Source organism: Streptomyces sp. NPDC058683 (assembly GCF_042716195.1).
Lineage (GTDB): Bacteria > Actinomycetota > Actinomycetes > Streptomycetales > Streptomycetaceae > Streptomyces.
The window spans coordinates 182,703-198,127 of record NZ_JBHXSK010000018.1 but is presented as its reverse complement, the minus strand read 5'-3'; the positions used below and the strand labels follow the sequence as shown (position 1 = coordinate 198,127).

Below are 15,425 nucleotides of genomic sequence, written 5' to 3'. Positions count from 1 at the left end.
CACCGGGCTCTGTCCATGGCGCTCAGGAACGCGTCAACGGCGCTCAGAACGCGATGTGCGGCTTCTTGAAGCCCTTGGGCAGCTCCGCCGTGTTGGAGCAGTCCACGACGGGCCCTGCCTCCGTGGATCCACTGGCCATCAGTCCGTCCTCCGGATACACCACGCTCGGCCGGTCGGTCGTCGAGCAGTCCTGCGTCTGCCTGATGATGTGCGTGCCGTCCTTGTCGGTGTGGACCTCGGACTTGCGAACGCAGACGGTGTCACCCTGCGCATCGGTCTTGCAGTCGCTCGAGTGTCCGTCCGCGTAGGCGTGTCCGGCGCCGACGCAGATCGCTGCGAGACTCCCGACGAGCCCCGTGACGGTGGCAATCTTCTGCCGAGTGAACATGTGCTGCTTTCCTTTGCAAAAGAGGCCCGGCCGCGCGCCGTTACCGGCGTGCGTCCGAGCCCGGGAAGGTCGAAACAGAGCATCCTGCGCCGGGACACGGTGCCGACCGCTACCGACGGCAGGATGGCGGCAGCCCGGGCGCGTGCCCCGAGGGAGCGGTGCGTCCGGGCTGCCTTCGCCACGGGGTGTCACTCAGCAAGGCTGCTGAACGGACCCCGGAGTTCGTGCGATGTTCCTCGGGCTTCCGAAGGAGGCCGATGCGTTCGTGATGGCGCCGAGAGGACGAGCCCCCGGTACGCCGTTACTCGCCCTCGCCGCCCTGCTGGCCGTAACCCTCGGGGCCCTGCTCGGGACCCTGCTCGGGACCCTGCTCGGGACCGGACTTCTGGTCCTCCGGCTGACCCTGCGGCTGCACCTGCGGGCCGTAGTAACCGCTGCTGCCGACGGCAACGGCGTTGGCCGACGAGTTGGCCACGGCGGTGACGCCCTGGCCCGCGTCCTCGCCACCGGCGGCGAAGCTGGCCCCGGCACCGACGAAGGACAGGCCGGCAACCGCCGCCGCTACGACCGCGGCACGCTGAAACTTACGCATGATTTGACCCTTTCTTATCCGGGCAGGACAGCCCGGCTCGACTACGCAATGTGAGCATATACACACATTTCGTAGTCATTCAGGATCTAACTCGCTCATGTCGCGTCGTCCTCGTGTCGCGTCGTCGCCCGCCACCGCCCCGCGTGCCGGTCCTCGCGGGTGCCGGTCGATCCCCACGTCCCGGGGGAACAGGTCACCTCGGGCCCGAGCCGCGCCCTCCCGTTGCCCAGGACGGCGGGCACCGTCAGGGGCTGCACCGTCTGACAGGTGTCCTGGTGGGGCGGGAGTTCACCTTCGGGGACCTCGCCCTTGAACCGCTGGGTGCAGGTGAGGTTGCCCAGGACGTCCTGGGTGCAGGCCCCCGGGCCCGCTGCGGCATACGCCTGGGTGATGCCGCCACCGGCCATGACGAGGCCGCCGACGAGCACCGAGAGAGCCGCGATCTTCTTCCTGTCGAACATGGTCAAACTCACCCTTTGAAAGCGGTGTTGTACTGACCGCAGGTGGTGTCCGTGGTGCCCGCGAGACCGAGCACACCGATCGGGACATCGTTTTCGGCGACCGTCTGCGGACTGCACTCCTGGTAGGGGCGGTAGAGGTCGGACACCTGCAGCCCGTTGGTGCCGCTGTCGGCGACAGCGGTACCGGCACCGAGGGCCGACAGGCCGCCGGCCGCCGCCACCGCCGCGAACACGACCTTCTGAAGCTTGCGCATGGAAACCTCGATTCTCTTTCTGTACATCGAGACCGATTGCCTAGCGTGACCACGCAAACACTAGCAGTAGCCGCATGCGACTTACCGCACCCAATGGGGCCATGAGTTGCCGTTCGCCGCATAACGCCGCCGATACCAATACGGTCGTATCAAAGGGAAGTTGAGTCAGAGGAATTCCGGCTGCGCGGCTCGAATGTGATCGCCCGCCGGCACGGAGGCAATGAGGTCCCGCAGTCGCTCGGCATACCGCCGCACGTTCTTGTAGGCGACCTCGGTGTCCGGGTAACGGCAGGCGAACCAGAGCCCCTCGTGCAGCCGGCTGACCCAGGCACACACCTGGTCGCCGTACGACACCCGGATCAGCCCGTACGTCTTGTGCTCGGTCCAGCCGGCCGAGCCGGGGGTGAGGCGGGCATCCACGTACGAGACGATCGAGTACAGGTCGGGCGAGGTCGGACGGAAGTCCGTGCCGAGCAGCCGCAGTACGCGGGCCAGCGGAATGCGCGCCAGCGACCGGTTGGCGCGCAGCTCGGCGCGGACCGTGGCGAGTGCGCCGTCGAAGTCCCGTGCCGCGGGCACCTCGATCGGTGCGCCGCCGACGTACCAGCCCACGGAGTCCGACCATTCGGACTTCAGTCGGGTGTGGAACGGCACGACCGTCCGGTAGACCGGCTGCCCGCCGAGTTCGTGGACGATCAGACTGGTCGCGGCCAGGATGCCGACCAGGCTGCCGCCGTAGGGCCGGCAGTGCGCCTCGAACGCGGCGGCGGTGTCCGCGTCGACGAGCGGCTCGCACATCAGCTTCTGGGCGGGCAGCGCGCCGCCGGGTTGCAGACCGAGGTCGACGGGGAACTCCGGAAGCCTCCCGTCGCACCGGGCGATGAACTCCCGCCAGCGGGCGACGATCGCGTGTGTGTCGTCGATCCCGTCCGCGTTCGCCCGCTCGTGCCGGCAGAAGTCGACGTAACTCCCCACCGGCGCACCGGAGACGGGCCGCCCCGAGACGCCCGACGTGTACAGCCCGTGGATCTCGTTCGAGGTGAGCTGGAGGGAGTAGGCGTCGACATTGGTGTGGTCGAAGGCCATGTACACGCTGGTGGAGTCGTCACGGACGACCGCCGCGTAGATGAGGTTCGGCCAGCCGAGCGCGTCCGCCGCGACGTCGAATCGGTCCTGCAGGTACCGGGCCAGCACGTCCGCGTCGGCGAAGTCGCCGACCACCTCGCGGTGCAGCGTCACGTCGTCGGCGTCGAGCGTGAACCGGTGCATGTCGTCGCCGGCCCACCGGAAGCCGCTGCGCAGCGTCTCGTGACGCAACGTCCAGCCGCGCAAGGCCTCTTCCAGCACGTCGAGGTCGGCCCGGCCCGGCAGGTCGAACGCCGTGCCGAGCCAGGTCGGTACGAACAACCCGTCCTCGCGCACCGCCCGCGCCGTTCTGATGTGCGACTCCTGGATGTACGCCGGCGGCCGCGGATCCGGCGGGAGCGCTGTCGCGGCCGCGACGGTCGCCGGGCTGAACGTCCACTCGACTAGCCGTCCGGGCCGGACCTCGCAGCGCTGAATGTCAGAAATTCGCACGATGGCGTCTCCTTCACAGAAGACACCAGCTTGATCAAGGCAGAGCCGTGCGCGAGCGATGGCCGCTGTGTCGCCCACTTTTCAGCGGGACGTGTGACACCTCGAACGGTGAAGCGATCAACCGGTGTTGCTCAGGACAGCCACTTCTTCCACACCGAGGGGTGGCCGTCCACCCACTTCTCGGCGGCCTCCTGAGGACTCAGCTTCTGGTCGGCGATCATCAGCGAGACCTCGTCCTGGTCCTCGGTGGTCCACTTGAACTTCTTCAGGAAGGCCGCCGCCTTGCCGCCGCTCTTCGCGAAGTCCGCGTTGAGGTACTTCTGCAGTGGGGTGTGCGGATAGGCGCAGGCGACCTTGGCCGCGTCGGCGTCACAACCCTCCTGGTACGCCGGGAGCTTCACCTCGGTCATCGGCACCTTCTGGAACAGCCACTGGGGCGAGTACCAGTAGGTCAGGAAGGGCTTCTTCTCCTTGGCGAACTGTTTCATCTGGGTGATCTGGGCGGCCTCGGAACCGGCGAAGACGACCTGGTAGTCCAGCTTCAGGTTGTTCACCAGCGCCTTGTCGTTGGTGACGTACGACGGTGAGCCGTCGAGGAGTTGGCCCTTGCCGCCGCTCTCCGCGGTGCGGAAGAGCGAGGCGTACTTGTTGAGGTTCTTCCAGTTCGTGATGTCGGGGTGCTGCTTGACCAGATAGGTCGGCACGAACCACCCGATGTGCCCGGTGACTCCGAGGTCCCCGGCACGGCCGATGGTCTTCTTGTCCTCGACGTACCGCTTCTCCTGGTCCGGGTGGCCCCAGTCCTCCAGGATCGCGTCGACGCGTCCCTGGCTGAGCGCGTCCCAGGCGGGCACCTCGTCCACCTGCACGGTGTCGACGCGGTAGCCCAGTTCGTGTTCGAGCAGGTACTGGGCGACGGCCACGTTGGACTGCGCGCCGACCCAGGACTGCACGGACAGGGTCACGGTCTTCGATCCCTGCGCGTTGGCGAAGGGCGAGGCCTGCTTGGTCATGTCGGCGGCACCGCAGCCGGTCGCGAGGACGAGCACGGAGGCGGCGGCCACCAGGGTCGTACGGCGCATGGTCATGCTCCCTTCCCCGCACGGCGTTCCGTGGGCTGGGTGACGCGGTCGAGCATCAGGCCCAGGCAGACGATGGCGGCACCGGCCACCAGTCCGGTCGCCAGATCGCCCTGGGCGAGACCGAAGGCGACGTCGTAGCCGAGAGCGCCACCGCCGACCAGGCCGCCGATGATGACGACGGCGAGGACCAGCACCACGCCCTGGTTGACGGCGAGCAGCAACGCGGGCCGGGCGAGCGGTAGTTGGACCTGCCACAGCTGCTGACGGCCGGTGGCGCCGAGCGACCGCGCGGACTCCAGGGCGGCCGGGTCGACCTGCCGCAGCCCCTGGGTGGTGATCCGTACGACGGCCGGCAGCGCGTAGACGACGGCGGCCGCCACGGCCGGGGCGCGGCCGACGCCGAACAGGGCGACGACCGGGATCAGGTACACGAACTGCGGCATGGTCTGGAAGACGTCCAGGACCGGGCGCAGGGCGCGTTCGACGCGGTCGCTGCGGGCTGCGGCGATACCGGTCGCGAAACCGAGGACGAGGGTGACGGCGACGGCCGCGAGGACCTGGGACAGCGTGTCCAGCGACGGCTCCCACACCCCCAGCACACCGATCGCGGCCATCGCCAGGACGGCGGTGAGCGCGGTGCGCCAGGTGCCGATCAGCCAGGCCAGGGCGGCGACGACGAGCAGCACCGACCACCAGGGCAGCCACTGCAGGCCCGACCGGACGGGGTCCAGGATCCAGGTGGTGAAGTGGGCCGCCCAGTCGGCGGTGCCGCCCACGACCGGGACGCCCGAGTACAGGTGGGCGGTCATCCAGTCGACGGCACGGTTGACGGGTTCGGCGAAGTTCACGGTCCAGGCGGCGGGCCAGTCGAGGCCGCCGAGGAGACGGGCGGCGACGGCCACGGCCACGGTGGCGGCGAGGGCGTAGAGGAGGCCGGCCGGGGAGGGGCGGGTGTCGCCCCGGTCGCCCGCTGCGGCGGTGATGCGGTCCAGGACGACCGCGAGGAGCACGATCGGGATACCGGCGGCGAGGGCCGCGCCGACGTCGACCGAGGCGAGGGCCTGGTAGACGCGGTCCCCGAGGCCGCCGGCGCCGATGACGGAGGCGATGACCGCCATCGACAGCGCCATCATGATCGTCTGGTTGAGACCGAGGAGGAGTTCCTTGCGGGCGAGCGGGATACGGGCGGTCAGCAGCAGTTGCCTGCGGGTGGCGCCCAGCGACTCCACGGCCTCCAGGACTTCCGGGTCGGCGCCGCGCAGGCCGAGGGCGGTGAGCCTGGCCATGGGCGGGGCGGCGTAGACGACGGTGGCGAGGACGGCCGCGGGGACGCCGATGCCGAAGACCAGGACGACCGGGAGGAGGTAGGCGAAGGCGGGGAGCACCTGCATGGTGTCCAGGACCGGACGCAGGGCGCGGTTCAGCCGGTCGGAGAGACCGGCACCGAGGCCGAGGACCAGGCCGACGGCGACGGACGCGAGGACCGCCACGACCATCAGGGCGAGGGTCTGCATCGTCGGCACCCACATGCCGAGGGCACCGCAGGCGAGGAAGGCGGCGGCCGTACCGGCGGCGAGCCGGACGCCGGCGACGCGGTGCGCCACGGCGGCGGCGAGCACGGTGACGCCGGGCCAGCCCGCGGCGAGGAGGGCGAGGTAGACGACGCGGACGGTGAGGACGACGGCGTTGCTGATGTAGCCGAGGAAGTAGAGGAAGAGGGGGTGGGTGTCGCGGTTGTCGATCACCCAGTTGCTGGCGGAGGTGAGCGGTGAGGAGAGGTCGACGGTGAGGGTGTGGGGCCAGGCGGCGCTGGTCCAGTGGGAGTTGGCGAGGGGGACGAGGACCGCGGCGACCACGGCCAGGGCGAGGAGCTTGCGCACGGCCTGACTGGCGGGCAGGGCTATTCGGCGGGGACTCGGGACAGTGATCGTCGCCATCAGACACCCTCCGGACTGGTGCGGGGGGCGGGGGGTTTCACTTGCCCGCGCTCACGGGGCGCCTCCCCCACTCTCGGCTTCGCTCGAGCGGGGGGACCCCCATCGCCCGCCCGTGTCGCCCGAGCGGCACGACTGCCCGCGGCTGAGTCGGCTGAACCGGCTGAGTCGGCTGAGTCGGCTGAGTCGGCTGCGGGACCTTCCGGCGAACCATCCGCATCCCCACCCAGGGGCGCGGGGAACTGCGCGACCGGCCCCCACTCGCCCGCGGCCGAATGAGCGCCCGCAGGCTGCTTCGCCACGACTCCGAGCAACGTGTCCGCGTCGACCACACCGACGCACCGGTCCCCGTCCACGACCCGCGCCGGGGCGCCGGCCCCCGCCACCACGTCGATCGCCTCGGCGACCGTCGCGGTCGAGCCGACCGCGGGTCCCGCCGAGGCCTCCCCGTCCTTCGCCGGCCTCATCGCGGAGCGCACCGTCAGGACCTGCTCGCGCGGTACGTCCCGCACGAACTCCCGGACGTAGTCGTCGGCCGGGGAGCCCACGATCTCCTCCGGTGTGCCGAGCTGCACCACCCGCCCGTCCCGCATCAGCGCGATGCGGTCGCCGAGCTTGAGCGCCTCGCTCAGGTCGTGCGTGATGAAGACCATCGTGCGGCCCTCCTCCTGGTGCAGGCGGACCACCTCCTCCTGCATGTCCCGCCTGATCAGCGGGTCGAGCGCGCTGAACGGCTCGTCGAAGAGGAGCACCTCGGGGTCGACGGCGAGCGCCCGCGCCAGCCCGACCCGCTGGCGCTGGCCGCCGGACAGCTGGCCGGGGCGGCGCTGCTCCATGCCCTCCAGGCCGACCTTGGCGACGACCTCGGCGGCCCGGCTGCGCCGCTCGGACCTGCCGACGCCCTGGATCTCCAGGCCGTAGGCGACGTTGTCGAGGACGGACCGGTGCGGCAGCAGCCCGAAGTGCTGGAAGACCATCGCCGCGCGGTGCCGGCGCAGTTCGCGCAGCCGGCCCTTGTCCATCGCACGGACGTCCTCGCCGTCGATGACGATCGTGCCGGAGGTGGGCTCGATGAGCCGCGTCAGGCAGCGGACCAGCGTCGACTTCCCGGAGCCGGACAGGCCCATCACCACGAAGACCTCGCCCTTGCGCACGTCGAAGGAGACGTCACGGACGGCGGCCGTACAGCCGGTGCGGGCGCGCAGGTCGGCGGGCGCGAGCCCGGTCAGCTCGGGGTCCCCGGGAACGCGGTCGGCCTTCGGACCGAAGACCTTCCACAGACCGTCGACGGAGAAGACAGGGGTCGAGCCCGGGGGTGTGGCAGGGGTCGTCACAGGGGTCGTACTGGTCATCACGCACCGCCCTTCAGCAGGTCCACGGCCCTCTCGCCGACCATCAGCACTCCGATCATCGGGTTCACGGCCGGCATGGTCGGGAAGACGGAGGCGTCGGCGACACGGATGCCGTCCAGGCCCCGGATCCGCAGCTCCGGGTCCACCACGGCCTGCCGGTCGTCCGCCGAGCCCATCCGGCAGGTGCCCGCCGGGTGGTACACCGTGTGCGCGACCTTGCGGGCGTACTCGCTGAGCTCGGCGTCGCCGAGGATCTCCGGCCCCGGGCACACCTCGCGCTTCAGCCAGCCGGCCAGCGGCTCGGTCTTCGCGATCTCGCGGGCGATGCGGATGCCGTCGACGAGGGTCCGGCCGTCGTAGTCGTCCTCGTCGGTGAAGTAACGGAAGTCCAGCGCGGGCTTCACGGACGGGTCGGCACTGGTGAGGTACAGCCGGCCGCGGCTGCGCGGCTTGGGGATGTTCGGGGTCATCGAGACGCCGAACTCCGGGCGCCGGTAGCCCAGTCGCTCCGGGTTGTCCGTGAACGGGATCTGGTAGAAGTGGAACATCAGGTCCGGGCCCGCGTGTTCGGGGTCGCGGCGCACGAACAGGCCCGCGTCGGAGTCCATCGCGGAGTTCTCGGGGATCGGGCCGTTCGTCTCCCAGACGATCACCGACTCGGGGTGGTCGAGGAGGTTCTCGCCGACGCCCGGGAGGTCGAGCGCGACCGGGATGCCGAGCGCTTCGAGGTCCTTTGCCGGGCCGATGCCCGAGTGCAGGAGCAGGCGCGGGGAGTCGACGGCGCCCGCGCTCAGCACGACCTCGTTGCGGGCCCGTATCAGCAGGTCCTCGCCGTCCTTGGTACGGACGTGGACGCCCTCGGCGCGGGTACCGTCCAGCTCCAGCCGGTACGCCCAGGTCTCCAGCAGGATCGTCAGATTGGGGCGCTCGTCCATCACCGGGTGGAGGTAGGCCACCGAGGCGCTGGAGCGCTTGTTGTCCTCGGGGTGGTAGGCGAGGTCGAAGAAGCCGGCGCCCTCGGTGAACGGCTTGCGGTTGAAGCCCTCCACCCGCGGGACGCCCAGCGCCTCCTGCGCCGCGTCGACGAAGTCGCGGGCGATGGCGTTCCGGTCCTTCTCGTCGACCGGGACGATGTTGTTGAGGAGACGGGCGTAGTACGCCTCCATCGGGACCGCGCCCCAGCCCTTGGCGCCGGCCTCCTCCCACTCGTCCCAGTCGGAGGGCAGCGGCTTGAAGGCGATGAGCGTGTTGTGCGACGAGCAGCCGCCGAGGACGCGGGCCCGGCTGTGCCGGATGTGGGAGTTGCCGCGCGGCTGCTCGGTGGTCGGGTAGTCGTAGTCCAGCTCGCCGCCGAGCAGGCCCATCCAGCGGCGCAGGGTGAGGACGTCGTCGCGGCCGACGTCGCTGGGACCGCCCTCGATCACGGCGACCGTGACATCGGGGTTCTCGGTGAGACGGGAGGCTATGACGGAACCCGCGGTTCCGCCGCCGATGACGACGTAGTCGTAGGTGTGGGACTGGGACATGGGGGGGTGCTCCAAAAGGCTTCCGAAGACCTCGGTGAGGCTTCTCGCGTAGCCGCTCTTCTCGTCCGGCGGCTCTTCTCGCGTCGCGGCTCTCGCGTACGGCGGTCGGGTGGGCTCAGCCGGCGAACCAGCGGACCGGCCGCGGTGCGAGGTTCTGGTAGACGTGCTTGGTCTCGCGGTACTCGGCGAGCCCGGCGGGCCCCAGCTCGCGGCCGGTGCCGCTCTTTCCGAAGCCGCCCCACTCCGCCTGCGGGAGATAGGGGTGGAAGTCGTTGATCCACACGGTGCCGTGCCGCAGCCGTCCCGCGACCCGGCGGGCGCGTCCGGCGTCGGCGGTCCAGACGGCACCGGCCAGGCCGTACTCGGTGTCGTTGGCGAGGGCGACCGCCTCGTCCTCGGTGCGGAAGGTCTCGACGGTGAGGACCGGACCGAAGACCTCCTCGCGGACGACCTTCATCTCCCGGTGGCACTGGTCGAGCACGGTCGGCTCGTAGAAGTAGCCGCCGGCGGGGCGGTCGGCGGACGGTTCGGGGCGCTTGCCGCCGGAGCGCAGCACCGCGCCCTCCGCCAGTGCCGACGCCACGTACGCCTCGGTCCTGGCGCGCTGCCGCTCGGAGACGAGCGGGCCGCACTCGACGCCGTCGGCGGTGCCCCGGCCCAGCCGGATCCGGGCGGCCCGGCGGGCGAGTTCGGCGACGAACCGTTCCCTGAGCGGCTCCTCGACGATCAGCCGGGCACCGGCCGAGCAGACCTGGCCGCTGTGGATGAAGGCGGCGTTGAGGGCCTGGTCGACGGCGGTGTCGAAGCCCTCGTCGGTGGCGCAGGCGTCGGCGAAGACGACGTTGGGGTTCTTGCCGCCGAGTTCGAGGGCGACCTTCTTGACCGACACGGCGGCCGCCTGGGCGACCTTGACCCCGCTCACCAGTCCGCCGGTGAAGGAGACCAGGTCGACGTCGGGGTGCTCGGCGAGGCGGGCGCCCACGCTGTGCCCGGGACCGGTGACGAGGTTGGCGGCTCCGGCGGGCAGCCCGGCCTCCGCCAGCAGCCCGATCAGCGCGACGGTCGTCAGCGGGGTGATCTCGCTCGGCTTGATCACGAAGGTGTTGCCCGCCGCCAGCGCCGGAGCGATCTTCCAGCTGGCCTGGAGCAGGGGGTAGTTCCAGGGGGTGATCAGGGCGCAGACACCGACGGGCTCGTGGACGACGACGCTGTGGATGTCGGGCGAGCCCGCGTCCACCACCCGGCCCGCGCCCTCCGCCGCCACCAGATCGGCGAAGTAGCGGAAGGCGTCGGCGACACAGTCGATGTCGACCCGGCCCTCCTCGACGGTCTTGCCCGCGTCCCGGCTCTCCAGGAGGCCCAGCTTCTCGCGGTCGCGTACGAGCAGGTCGGCCACCCGGCGCAGCAGGGCGGCGCGCTCGGCGACCGGGGTGCGGGGCCAGTCGCCGGTGTCGAAGGCGCGCCGGGCGGCGGCCACCGCCGTCTCCGCGTCCTTCTCGTCACCCTCGGCGACCACGGCGAAGGGCAGGCCGTCCGCGGGGTCGATGATCTCGCGTGTCGCGCCGGAGACGGCTTCCAGCCACTCGCCTCCGGCATGGATGGTCGCTTGTGCCGTTCGGTCCGCCATGATCGGTATTGCCTTCCGTTCCTGTTCAGTGCCCCTGTGTGACAGAGGAGTCACACTCGGGGACCGTCACCGCCTGCCCTCGGTCCCGGATTGCATGCGCAATCGGTGGCCGAAAGTGTGCTGCATCACTGAACAGTCGGACGAAACGGGGCAAACGGCTCCCTCAGGATGTGGCGGTCGACGGTTCGGCGCGCGTGGCGTGCCGGGGCCTGGTCCTGGTCGAGATCTGGCCGACGAGTTCCCAGAAGCACACCAGAGCGGTCACCGGCGGAATCCCGAAGATCACTAACGACAACAGCGCATGCGACGAGTGGCTGGCGCACAGCGCCACCGCCAGGACCGAGGCGGCCAGCACCACGCACCAGGACCGGCGCGCACTCCGGTGCTGAGCGGTGGCCCGCAGGACGGAGAGCGCCGCCACGAACCACGGGCCGTACACCGTCAGCGGCCAGTACCGCGCCAGCCCCGCGGGCAGCACCGACGAGGCGATCCCGCGCAACTGCCCGTAGGAGTAGCAGACGGACCAGACCAGCATGCACACCGCACACAGCGAGACCGCCGCGATCAGAAGCGTGATGTGCGTGACGCTCCGGCCGCCGTCGAGCAGGTGGGAGTCCTGTCGGAGTCGCCGACGACTGCTCCTGCGCTGGGCCGGTACGTCCAGCAGCGTGGGAGCCGTGGCCGCGGCGGCCGGCGCGGACAGCATCTGGGCCAGTTCCTCGACCGGGTCCCAGTCGTTCGGCGCGACGTCCGGCTCCGGCGCGGCCCAGGCATGGTCGTAGAGACCCGGATGGTCGTAGAGACCGGGATGCTCGTACAGACCGGGATGGTCATGAAGACCGGGATGGCCATAGAGACCGGGCTGGTCGTAGAGACCCGCATCACGCTGAATCCCGTCCATCGATAAAACCTCCGCACCCTGCTTCAGGACGCGCCGTACAGATCGGCCAACGTCCGCCGATAATCCTTTTCCAGCGCATTGATTCTCTTCAGGAAATCATCGAGCAGGTCCGAGCATGAGGTGATATCCATACTTCCGGGCCAGCGGAGCGCTGTCGTCGGGTGATCTTCGGCGGTAAGCCAGTCCAATCGCGTCACGGTCACCTAACGACCGTCACACAGGGCGGGGTTTGGGGCGTTCGGGGGAATTTAGATCACCCGGACGAGAACCTATAGAATACCTGGCACCACACACTAACTGAAGAAATTGTGAATGCACGGGCGATTATATTCCGCGGATACTGGAATTAAATGAACGGCGGCGCGGGCGGCGCGGGAGCGGATGCTCAGTCCACGCCGGGGTTCGCGTCACAGACCGTGTCCGGCGGGCAGAACCAGTCCACGGCCGTCGTCAGATGGCCCAGCTCGTCGTCGCGGCCGTCGGAGTCGGGGCCGTAGGAGGCGATGGCGTAGATGTTGCCGTCGGGTGCGACGAACCGCTCGTCGACGACATGCCAGGTGCCGACGTCCGGCTCGTCGCCGATCGTGCCGGCCAGGTACTCCAGCCGGGAGCCGGTGAAGCCGACGTCGTCGAGGCTGGTCAGACCGAGCTCCTGGAAGCCGTCCGGCTTGGAGGTCTGGTCGGAGAGGTAGAGCTCGAACGAGGCGTCCGGGGAGTACTCGGCGACCTGGTAGACCTGCAGCCGGTGCTCACGGTCCGGGCTGCGGTAGCTGACGACGGCGATGCCGTACGAGGAGTCGACGGTGGACCGCGACCAGCCCTCGGGGACGGCGATCCGGAAGCCCTCGGCGTCGTGCCGCACCTCGTATCCGGCGGGAGATGCGGAGGCCGACGGGGACGGGGCGCCGCTGTCGGAGGGCGACTCCGACACCGTCCCGGGCGCCGCGGAGGGGGTCGGGCCGACGGAGGAGAGGGCCACGGCGGGCTTGCCGTCCTCCCCGTTGCCGACCACCAGGGTCAGCACCAGGCTGACGGCCACGCCGACGACAGCGGCCCCGACGACGACGGACCACACGACCCTGCGCCCGGGCCGCCGGGAGAACCCGGCCACCTGGTCCGGCCCGGCGGGTACCCAGACCGACTCAGCGGGCGCCCAGACCGTCCCGACGGGCGGTGGGGCCGATTCGGCGGGCGGCCACGCCGGTTCGCCGGACGGCCGACCGGGAGCACCACCGGCCGACGACCACGACGGCCCCCGGCCCGCCTCCGCCCACCACTCCCCCGGCGGAGCCGCAGCCGCCGGTATCGATGCCGGTGCCGGAGGGGAAGGCGGTACCGGTGCCGAAGCCGCCGCCTCCGTCGGCCGGCTCTCCGGCCGGGCCGGTGACGGCGGGGTCGCCATCGGCCCGGCCGCCGACGGCGAAGTCACCGTCTGGTCAGCCGATGGCGGCGAAGTCACCGTCTGCTCGGCCCGTGGCGGCGAGGTCGGTGTCGGGTCGGTCGCCGGTGGTGGGGGTGTCGTGGTGGGGGGTTGGGGTCCGGCCTCCCAGCGTTGTGCGTCCTCGTTCCAGTGCCGCGCTCCCCCGTTGCTCATCGGGCTCTCTCACCTCCCCAGCAGGCCGGCCAGCGTGCCCGCCGAGGCCAGGACGCTCAGGAGGGCCTGGGAGTCGGTGAGGAGTTCGCGCAGGCGTTCCCGGCGAGTGGGGCCCGCCTGGCCGGTGCGGGTGATCTCGTCCTCGGTCTCGGCGAGCGCCGTGCCCAGCACCGCCGTCTGCTCGGTGCCCCGCACCCGTGCCAGGTCGGCGCGCAACTCCCGTACCGCTGCGAGGAGTTCCTCGTCGGCCGGGGAGCCGGCGGCCCCGTGGTGGTGGCTCTCGGCGTGCGCGTGGCTGCCGATGGCGAACGTGCTCCCGGAGATGTTCCCCAGGGTGACCTGCGGCTCGTCACTTGCCATTGCTGTCGGGCCCCTTCTGCGTCGTGTAGCTGGTGGCGGTGGCGTGGCTGCCGAAGGCGAGCGTGGAGCCCTCGACCCGGTCGATGCTCACGTTGGTGCTGTTGTTGACGGTCTTCTGGACGAACTCGCCGGTCTCGTAGCCGGCTTCGGCGAGCGCGGCCCGTACGCCGTTCGCCACCCGGTCCTGGATGCTGCGCAGGTACCGGACGACGTCCATCTCCTGGAAGTGGGAGCCGACGTCCACCGCGCCCAGTTCACGCACGGACAGCGCCGGCCCCTCGGGCAGCGCGCCCGCGTGGCCGCCGGTCAGCAGCCGCCAGAGGTACACCGCGCCCCGGCCGAGCTGGCCCACCGAGCGGCCCACCGAACCGGGGACCAGGGCGATCGCGGCGGCGGTCTTGCCGGCCCAGTTGTTGTTCCGGAACCGGTGGGCGGTGCGGTCGGCGCCCTTGAAGTCCGAGCGGACCGGGGTCAGTACATGCGGGGCGATCTCCAGCACGAGCATCCGGCCCTGGGTGTGGATGCGCACGAACACCGTGACGACCACCTCCTCCTCCCAGCCGCCGACGCGGATCCGCAGGAAGTGCCGGCGCTTCTCGGCACCCTCCTCGACGGCCCGCGCCCGGTGCTCCTCGAAGGCCTGCGGGGTGTACGGCGCCTGGTCCCGGGTGAGCAGCCCCTCGGTGGGCAGGAACACGCACTCGTCGATCTCCAGCTGGCGCAGCCGGTCGCGGTTGCCGGGTCCGGCGTACTCGGCGGGGACGCGGAGCTGTTCGAGCAGCGGGCGGACCTTCTCCAGGATCGCCCGGTTGCTGAGCGGCTGCCGCTCCTTCTTCAGCTCGTCGGGCTTGAGTTCGACGGCCAGCACCCACGTGTCGTAGGCGGCGCCCGCCCCGCAGAACGGGTCGGCCTCGTTGTACATGATCAGCGGCGCGTGCTGTTCGGTCCGGATGCGCTGCTTGAGCCGCTGGAAGCGGGGGTTCTCCGCCTTCTCGGCGGGGTCGCTCGCCGCGTCCGGGAAGCGCTGCGGGGAGAGCTCGCCGGCCAGCGCCCGGCTGAACTGGGTGCGCTGGGCGTGCGCGCACAGGGCGACGCCGGCGAACACGGCGAGTGTCAGCCAGGCGTGCCAGGCCTCGGCCAGGCCGCCGAGGTCGCCGGCGCCCGGGGCGAACAGATCGCCGAAGCTGGTCGAGTCGGAGTAGCTGGAGCCGTAGTAGTAGCCGTCGGAGCCGTACGAGTCGTAGGACGAGCTGTCGTCCGAGCCGCCGCCGAACGCGATGACGAGGGTCGCGAACAGGGCGACCGCGTAGAACGACCGGCCCCACCAGCGGAGCAGGAAGGCGGCGAGCACCCGGTACAGCGGCGGGCGGGCGGCGCGGCCCCTGATCCAGGGCGCGACGGCGAGCGCGATGCCCGGCATCAGGAAGAGCAGGAGCAGCCCGCCGCTGAGCGGCAGCCCCACCACCCACAGGCCGAGGATCGCCCCGGCCCAGAGCAGTTCCTGGCGGCGGGCGCGCAGGGCGTGGGCGAGGACCCGGGCCGCGTCGAAGCCGAGCGAGGGCGCGGCGATCCGCTGTTCGTTGAGGTGGAGTTCCTCGATGACCCGGTCCCGGTACGCGGAATCCAGATAGGTGCCCGCGCACAGCAGCCGGCTGGCCTCACTGGCGTAGGGCGGTACGGGCGGCAGCGCGGGCGGTGCCCCGGCGGGCGGCCCCGGCTGTGGTTGTTGCGGCACGTAGGCGGTGCTCACGACGATCCCCCGATGCGTGTGATGTG

General features: G+C 70.9%; 15 protein-coding genes. All 15 read right to left on the bottom strand.

Annotated features, from left to right (window positions below):
• Positions 1-43: 43 nt before the first annotated feature.
• Positions 44-388 (bottom strand): hypothetical protein, encoded by a 345-nt coding sequence (locus ACFWXC_RS21690; protein ID WP_384480937.1) that lies wholly within the window; start codon positions 386-388, stop codon positions 44-46.
• Positions 389-689: 301 nt separating this feature from the next.
• Complete coding sequence (locus ACFWXC_RS21685) at positions 690-980, bottom strand: hypothetical protein (protein ID WP_384480935.1); 291 nt, start codon at positions 978-980, stop codon at positions 690-692.
• A 95-nt stretch (positions 981-1,075) separates the two neighbouring features.
• Positions 1,076-1,441 carry a hypothetical protein gene (locus ACFWXC_RS21680; RefSeq protein WP_384480933.1) on the bottom strand — a complete coding sequence of 122 codons (366 nt, stop codon included), beginning with the start codon at positions 1,439-1,441 and terminating at the stop codon, positions 1,076-1,078.
• 8 nt (positions 1,442-1,449) lie between these two features.
• The gene (locus tag ACFWXC_RS21675; protein WP_384480931.1) at positions 1,450-1,695 is read right to left on the bottom strand and encodes a hypothetical protein; all 246 of its coding nucleotides are present in this window, start codon (positions 1,693-1,695) and stop codon (positions 1,450-1,452) included.
• A gap of 165 nt (positions 1,696-1,860) precedes the next feature.
• Positions 1,861-3,273 carry a condensation domain-containing protein gene (locus ACFWXC_RS21670; protein WP_384480929.1) on the bottom strand — a complete coding sequence of 471 codons (1,413 nt, stop codon included), beginning with the start codon at positions 3,271-3,273 and terminating at the stop codon, positions 1,861-1,863.
• A 131-nt stretch (positions 3,274-3,404) separates the two neighbouring features.
• Positions 3,405-4,355, bottom strand: a complete 951-nt coding sequence (locus tag ACFWXC_RS21665) for an ABC transporter substrate-binding protein (RefSeq protein ID WP_384480927.1) — start codon at positions 4,353-4,355, stop codon at positions 3,405-3,407.
• A 2-nt stretch (positions 4,356-4,357) separates the two neighbouring features.
• Positions 4,358-6,292: an ABC transporter permease gene (locus tag ACFWXC_RS21660; protein WP_384480925.1), complete on the bottom strand. Its 1,935-nt coding sequence runs from the start codon at positions 6,290-6,292 to the stop codon at positions 4,358-4,360.
• Positions 6,292-7,641: a glycine betaine/L-proline ABC transporter ATP-binding protein gene (locus tag ACFWXC_RS21655; protein WP_384480923.1), complete on the bottom strand. Its 1,350-nt coding sequence runs from the start codon at positions 7,639-7,641 to the stop codon at positions 6,292-6,294. Before ACFWXC_RS21655 ends, ACFWXC_RS21660 begins: the two co-directional genes overlap by 1 nt.
• Complete coding sequence (locus ACFWXC_RS21650; protein ID WP_384480921.1) at positions 7,641-9,167, bottom strand: GMC family oxidoreductase; 1,527 nt, start codon at positions 9,165-9,167, stop codon at positions 7,641-7,643. The genes ACFWXC_RS21655 and ACFWXC_RS21650 overlap by 1 nt, the downstream gene beginning before the upstream one ends.
• 115 nt (positions 9,168-9,282) lie before the next feature.
• A complete protein-coding gene (locus ACFWXC_RS21645; protein WP_384480919.1) occupies positions 9,283-10,794 on the bottom strand; it encodes an aldehyde dehydrogenase family protein in 1,512 nt (503 codons plus the stop codon).
• Positions 10,795-10,957: 163 nt separating this feature from the next.
• Complete coding sequence (locus ACFWXC_RS21640) at positions 10,958-11,695, bottom strand: DUF2637 domain-containing protein (RefSeq protein WP_384480917.1); 738 nt, start codon at positions 11,693-11,695, stop codon at positions 10,958-10,960.
• A 23-nt stretch (positions 11,696-11,718) separates the two neighbouring features.
• Complete coding sequence (locus ACFWXC_RS21635) at positions 11,719-11,898, bottom strand: hypothetical protein (protein ID WP_351693376.1); 180 nt, start codon at positions 11,896-11,898, stop codon at positions 11,719-11,721.
• Between the two features lie 182 nt (positions 11,899-12,080).
• Entirely contained in the window at positions 12,081-12,770 is a 690-nt protein-coding gene (locus ACFWXC_RS21630; protein WP_384480915.1) for a hypothetical protein, read from the bottom strand.
• Positions 12,771-13,298: 528 nt separating this feature from the next.
• On the bottom strand, positions 13,299-13,649 hold the full coding sequence (locus ACFWXC_RS21625) for a hypothetical protein (RefSeq protein ID WP_384480913.1): 351 nt from the start codon (positions 13,647-13,649) through the stop codon (positions 13,299-13,301).
• Positions 13,639-15,399 (bottom strand): hypothetical protein, encoded by a 1,761-nt coding sequence (locus ACFWXC_RS21620; RefSeq protein ID WP_384480912.1) that lies wholly within the window; start codon positions 15,397-15,399, stop codon positions 13,639-13,641. The genes ACFWXC_RS21625 and ACFWXC_RS21620 overlap by 11 nt, the downstream gene beginning before the upstream one ends.
• Positions 15,400-15,425 lie beyond the last annotated feature (26 nt).

Excerpts from the sequence above, each read along its gene's own strand:
- ACFWXC_RS21640 (WP_384480917.1), bottom strand. The coding sequence starts at position 11,695 with ATGGACGGGATTCAGCGTGATGCGGGTCTCTACGACCAGCCCGGTCTC.
- ACFWXC_RS21680 (WP_384480933.1), bottom strand. The coding sequence starts at position 1,441 with ATGTTCGACAGGAAGAAGATCGCGGCTCTCTCGGTGCTCGTCGGCGGC.
- ACFWXC_RS21625 (WP_384480913.1), bottom strand. The coding sequence starts at position 13,649 with ATGGCAAGTGACGAGCCGCAGGTCACCCTGGGGAACATCTCCGGGAGC.
- ACFWXC_RS21675 (WP_384480931.1), bottom strand. The coding sequence starts at position 1,695 with ATGCGCAAGCTTCAGAAGGTCGTGTTCGCGGCGGTGGCGGCGGCCGGC.
- ACFWXC_RS21645 (WP_384480919.1), bottom strand. The coding sequence starts at position 10,794 with ATGGCGGACCGAACGGCACAAGCGACCATCCATGCCGGAGGCGAGTGG.
- ACFWXC_RS21655 (WP_384480923.1), bottom strand. The coding sequence starts at position 7,641 with ATGACCAGTACGACCCCTGTGACGACCCCTGCCACACCCCCGGGCTCG.
- ACFWXC_RS21685 (WP_384480935.1), bottom strand. The coding sequence starts at position 980 with ATGCGTAAGTTTCAGCGTGCCGCGGTCGTAGCGGCGGCGGTTGCCGGC.
- ACFWXC_RS21665 (WP_384480927.1), bottom strand. The coding sequence starts at position 4,355 with ATGCGCCGTACGACCCTGGTGGCCGCCGCCTCCGTGCTCGTCCTCGCG.
- ACFWXC_RS21660 (WP_384480925.1), bottom strand. The coding sequence starts at position 6,292 with ATGGCGACGATCACTGTCCCGAGTCCCCGCCGAATAGCCCTGCCCGCC.
- ACFWXC_RS21690 (WP_384480937.1), bottom strand. The coding sequence starts at position 388 with ATGTTCACTCGGCAGAAGATTGCCACCGTCACGGGGCTCGTCGGGAGT.
- ACFWXC_RS21650 (WP_384480921.1), bottom strand. The coding sequence starts at position 9,167 with ATGTCCCAGTCCCACACCTACGACTACGTCGTCATCGGCGGCGGAACC.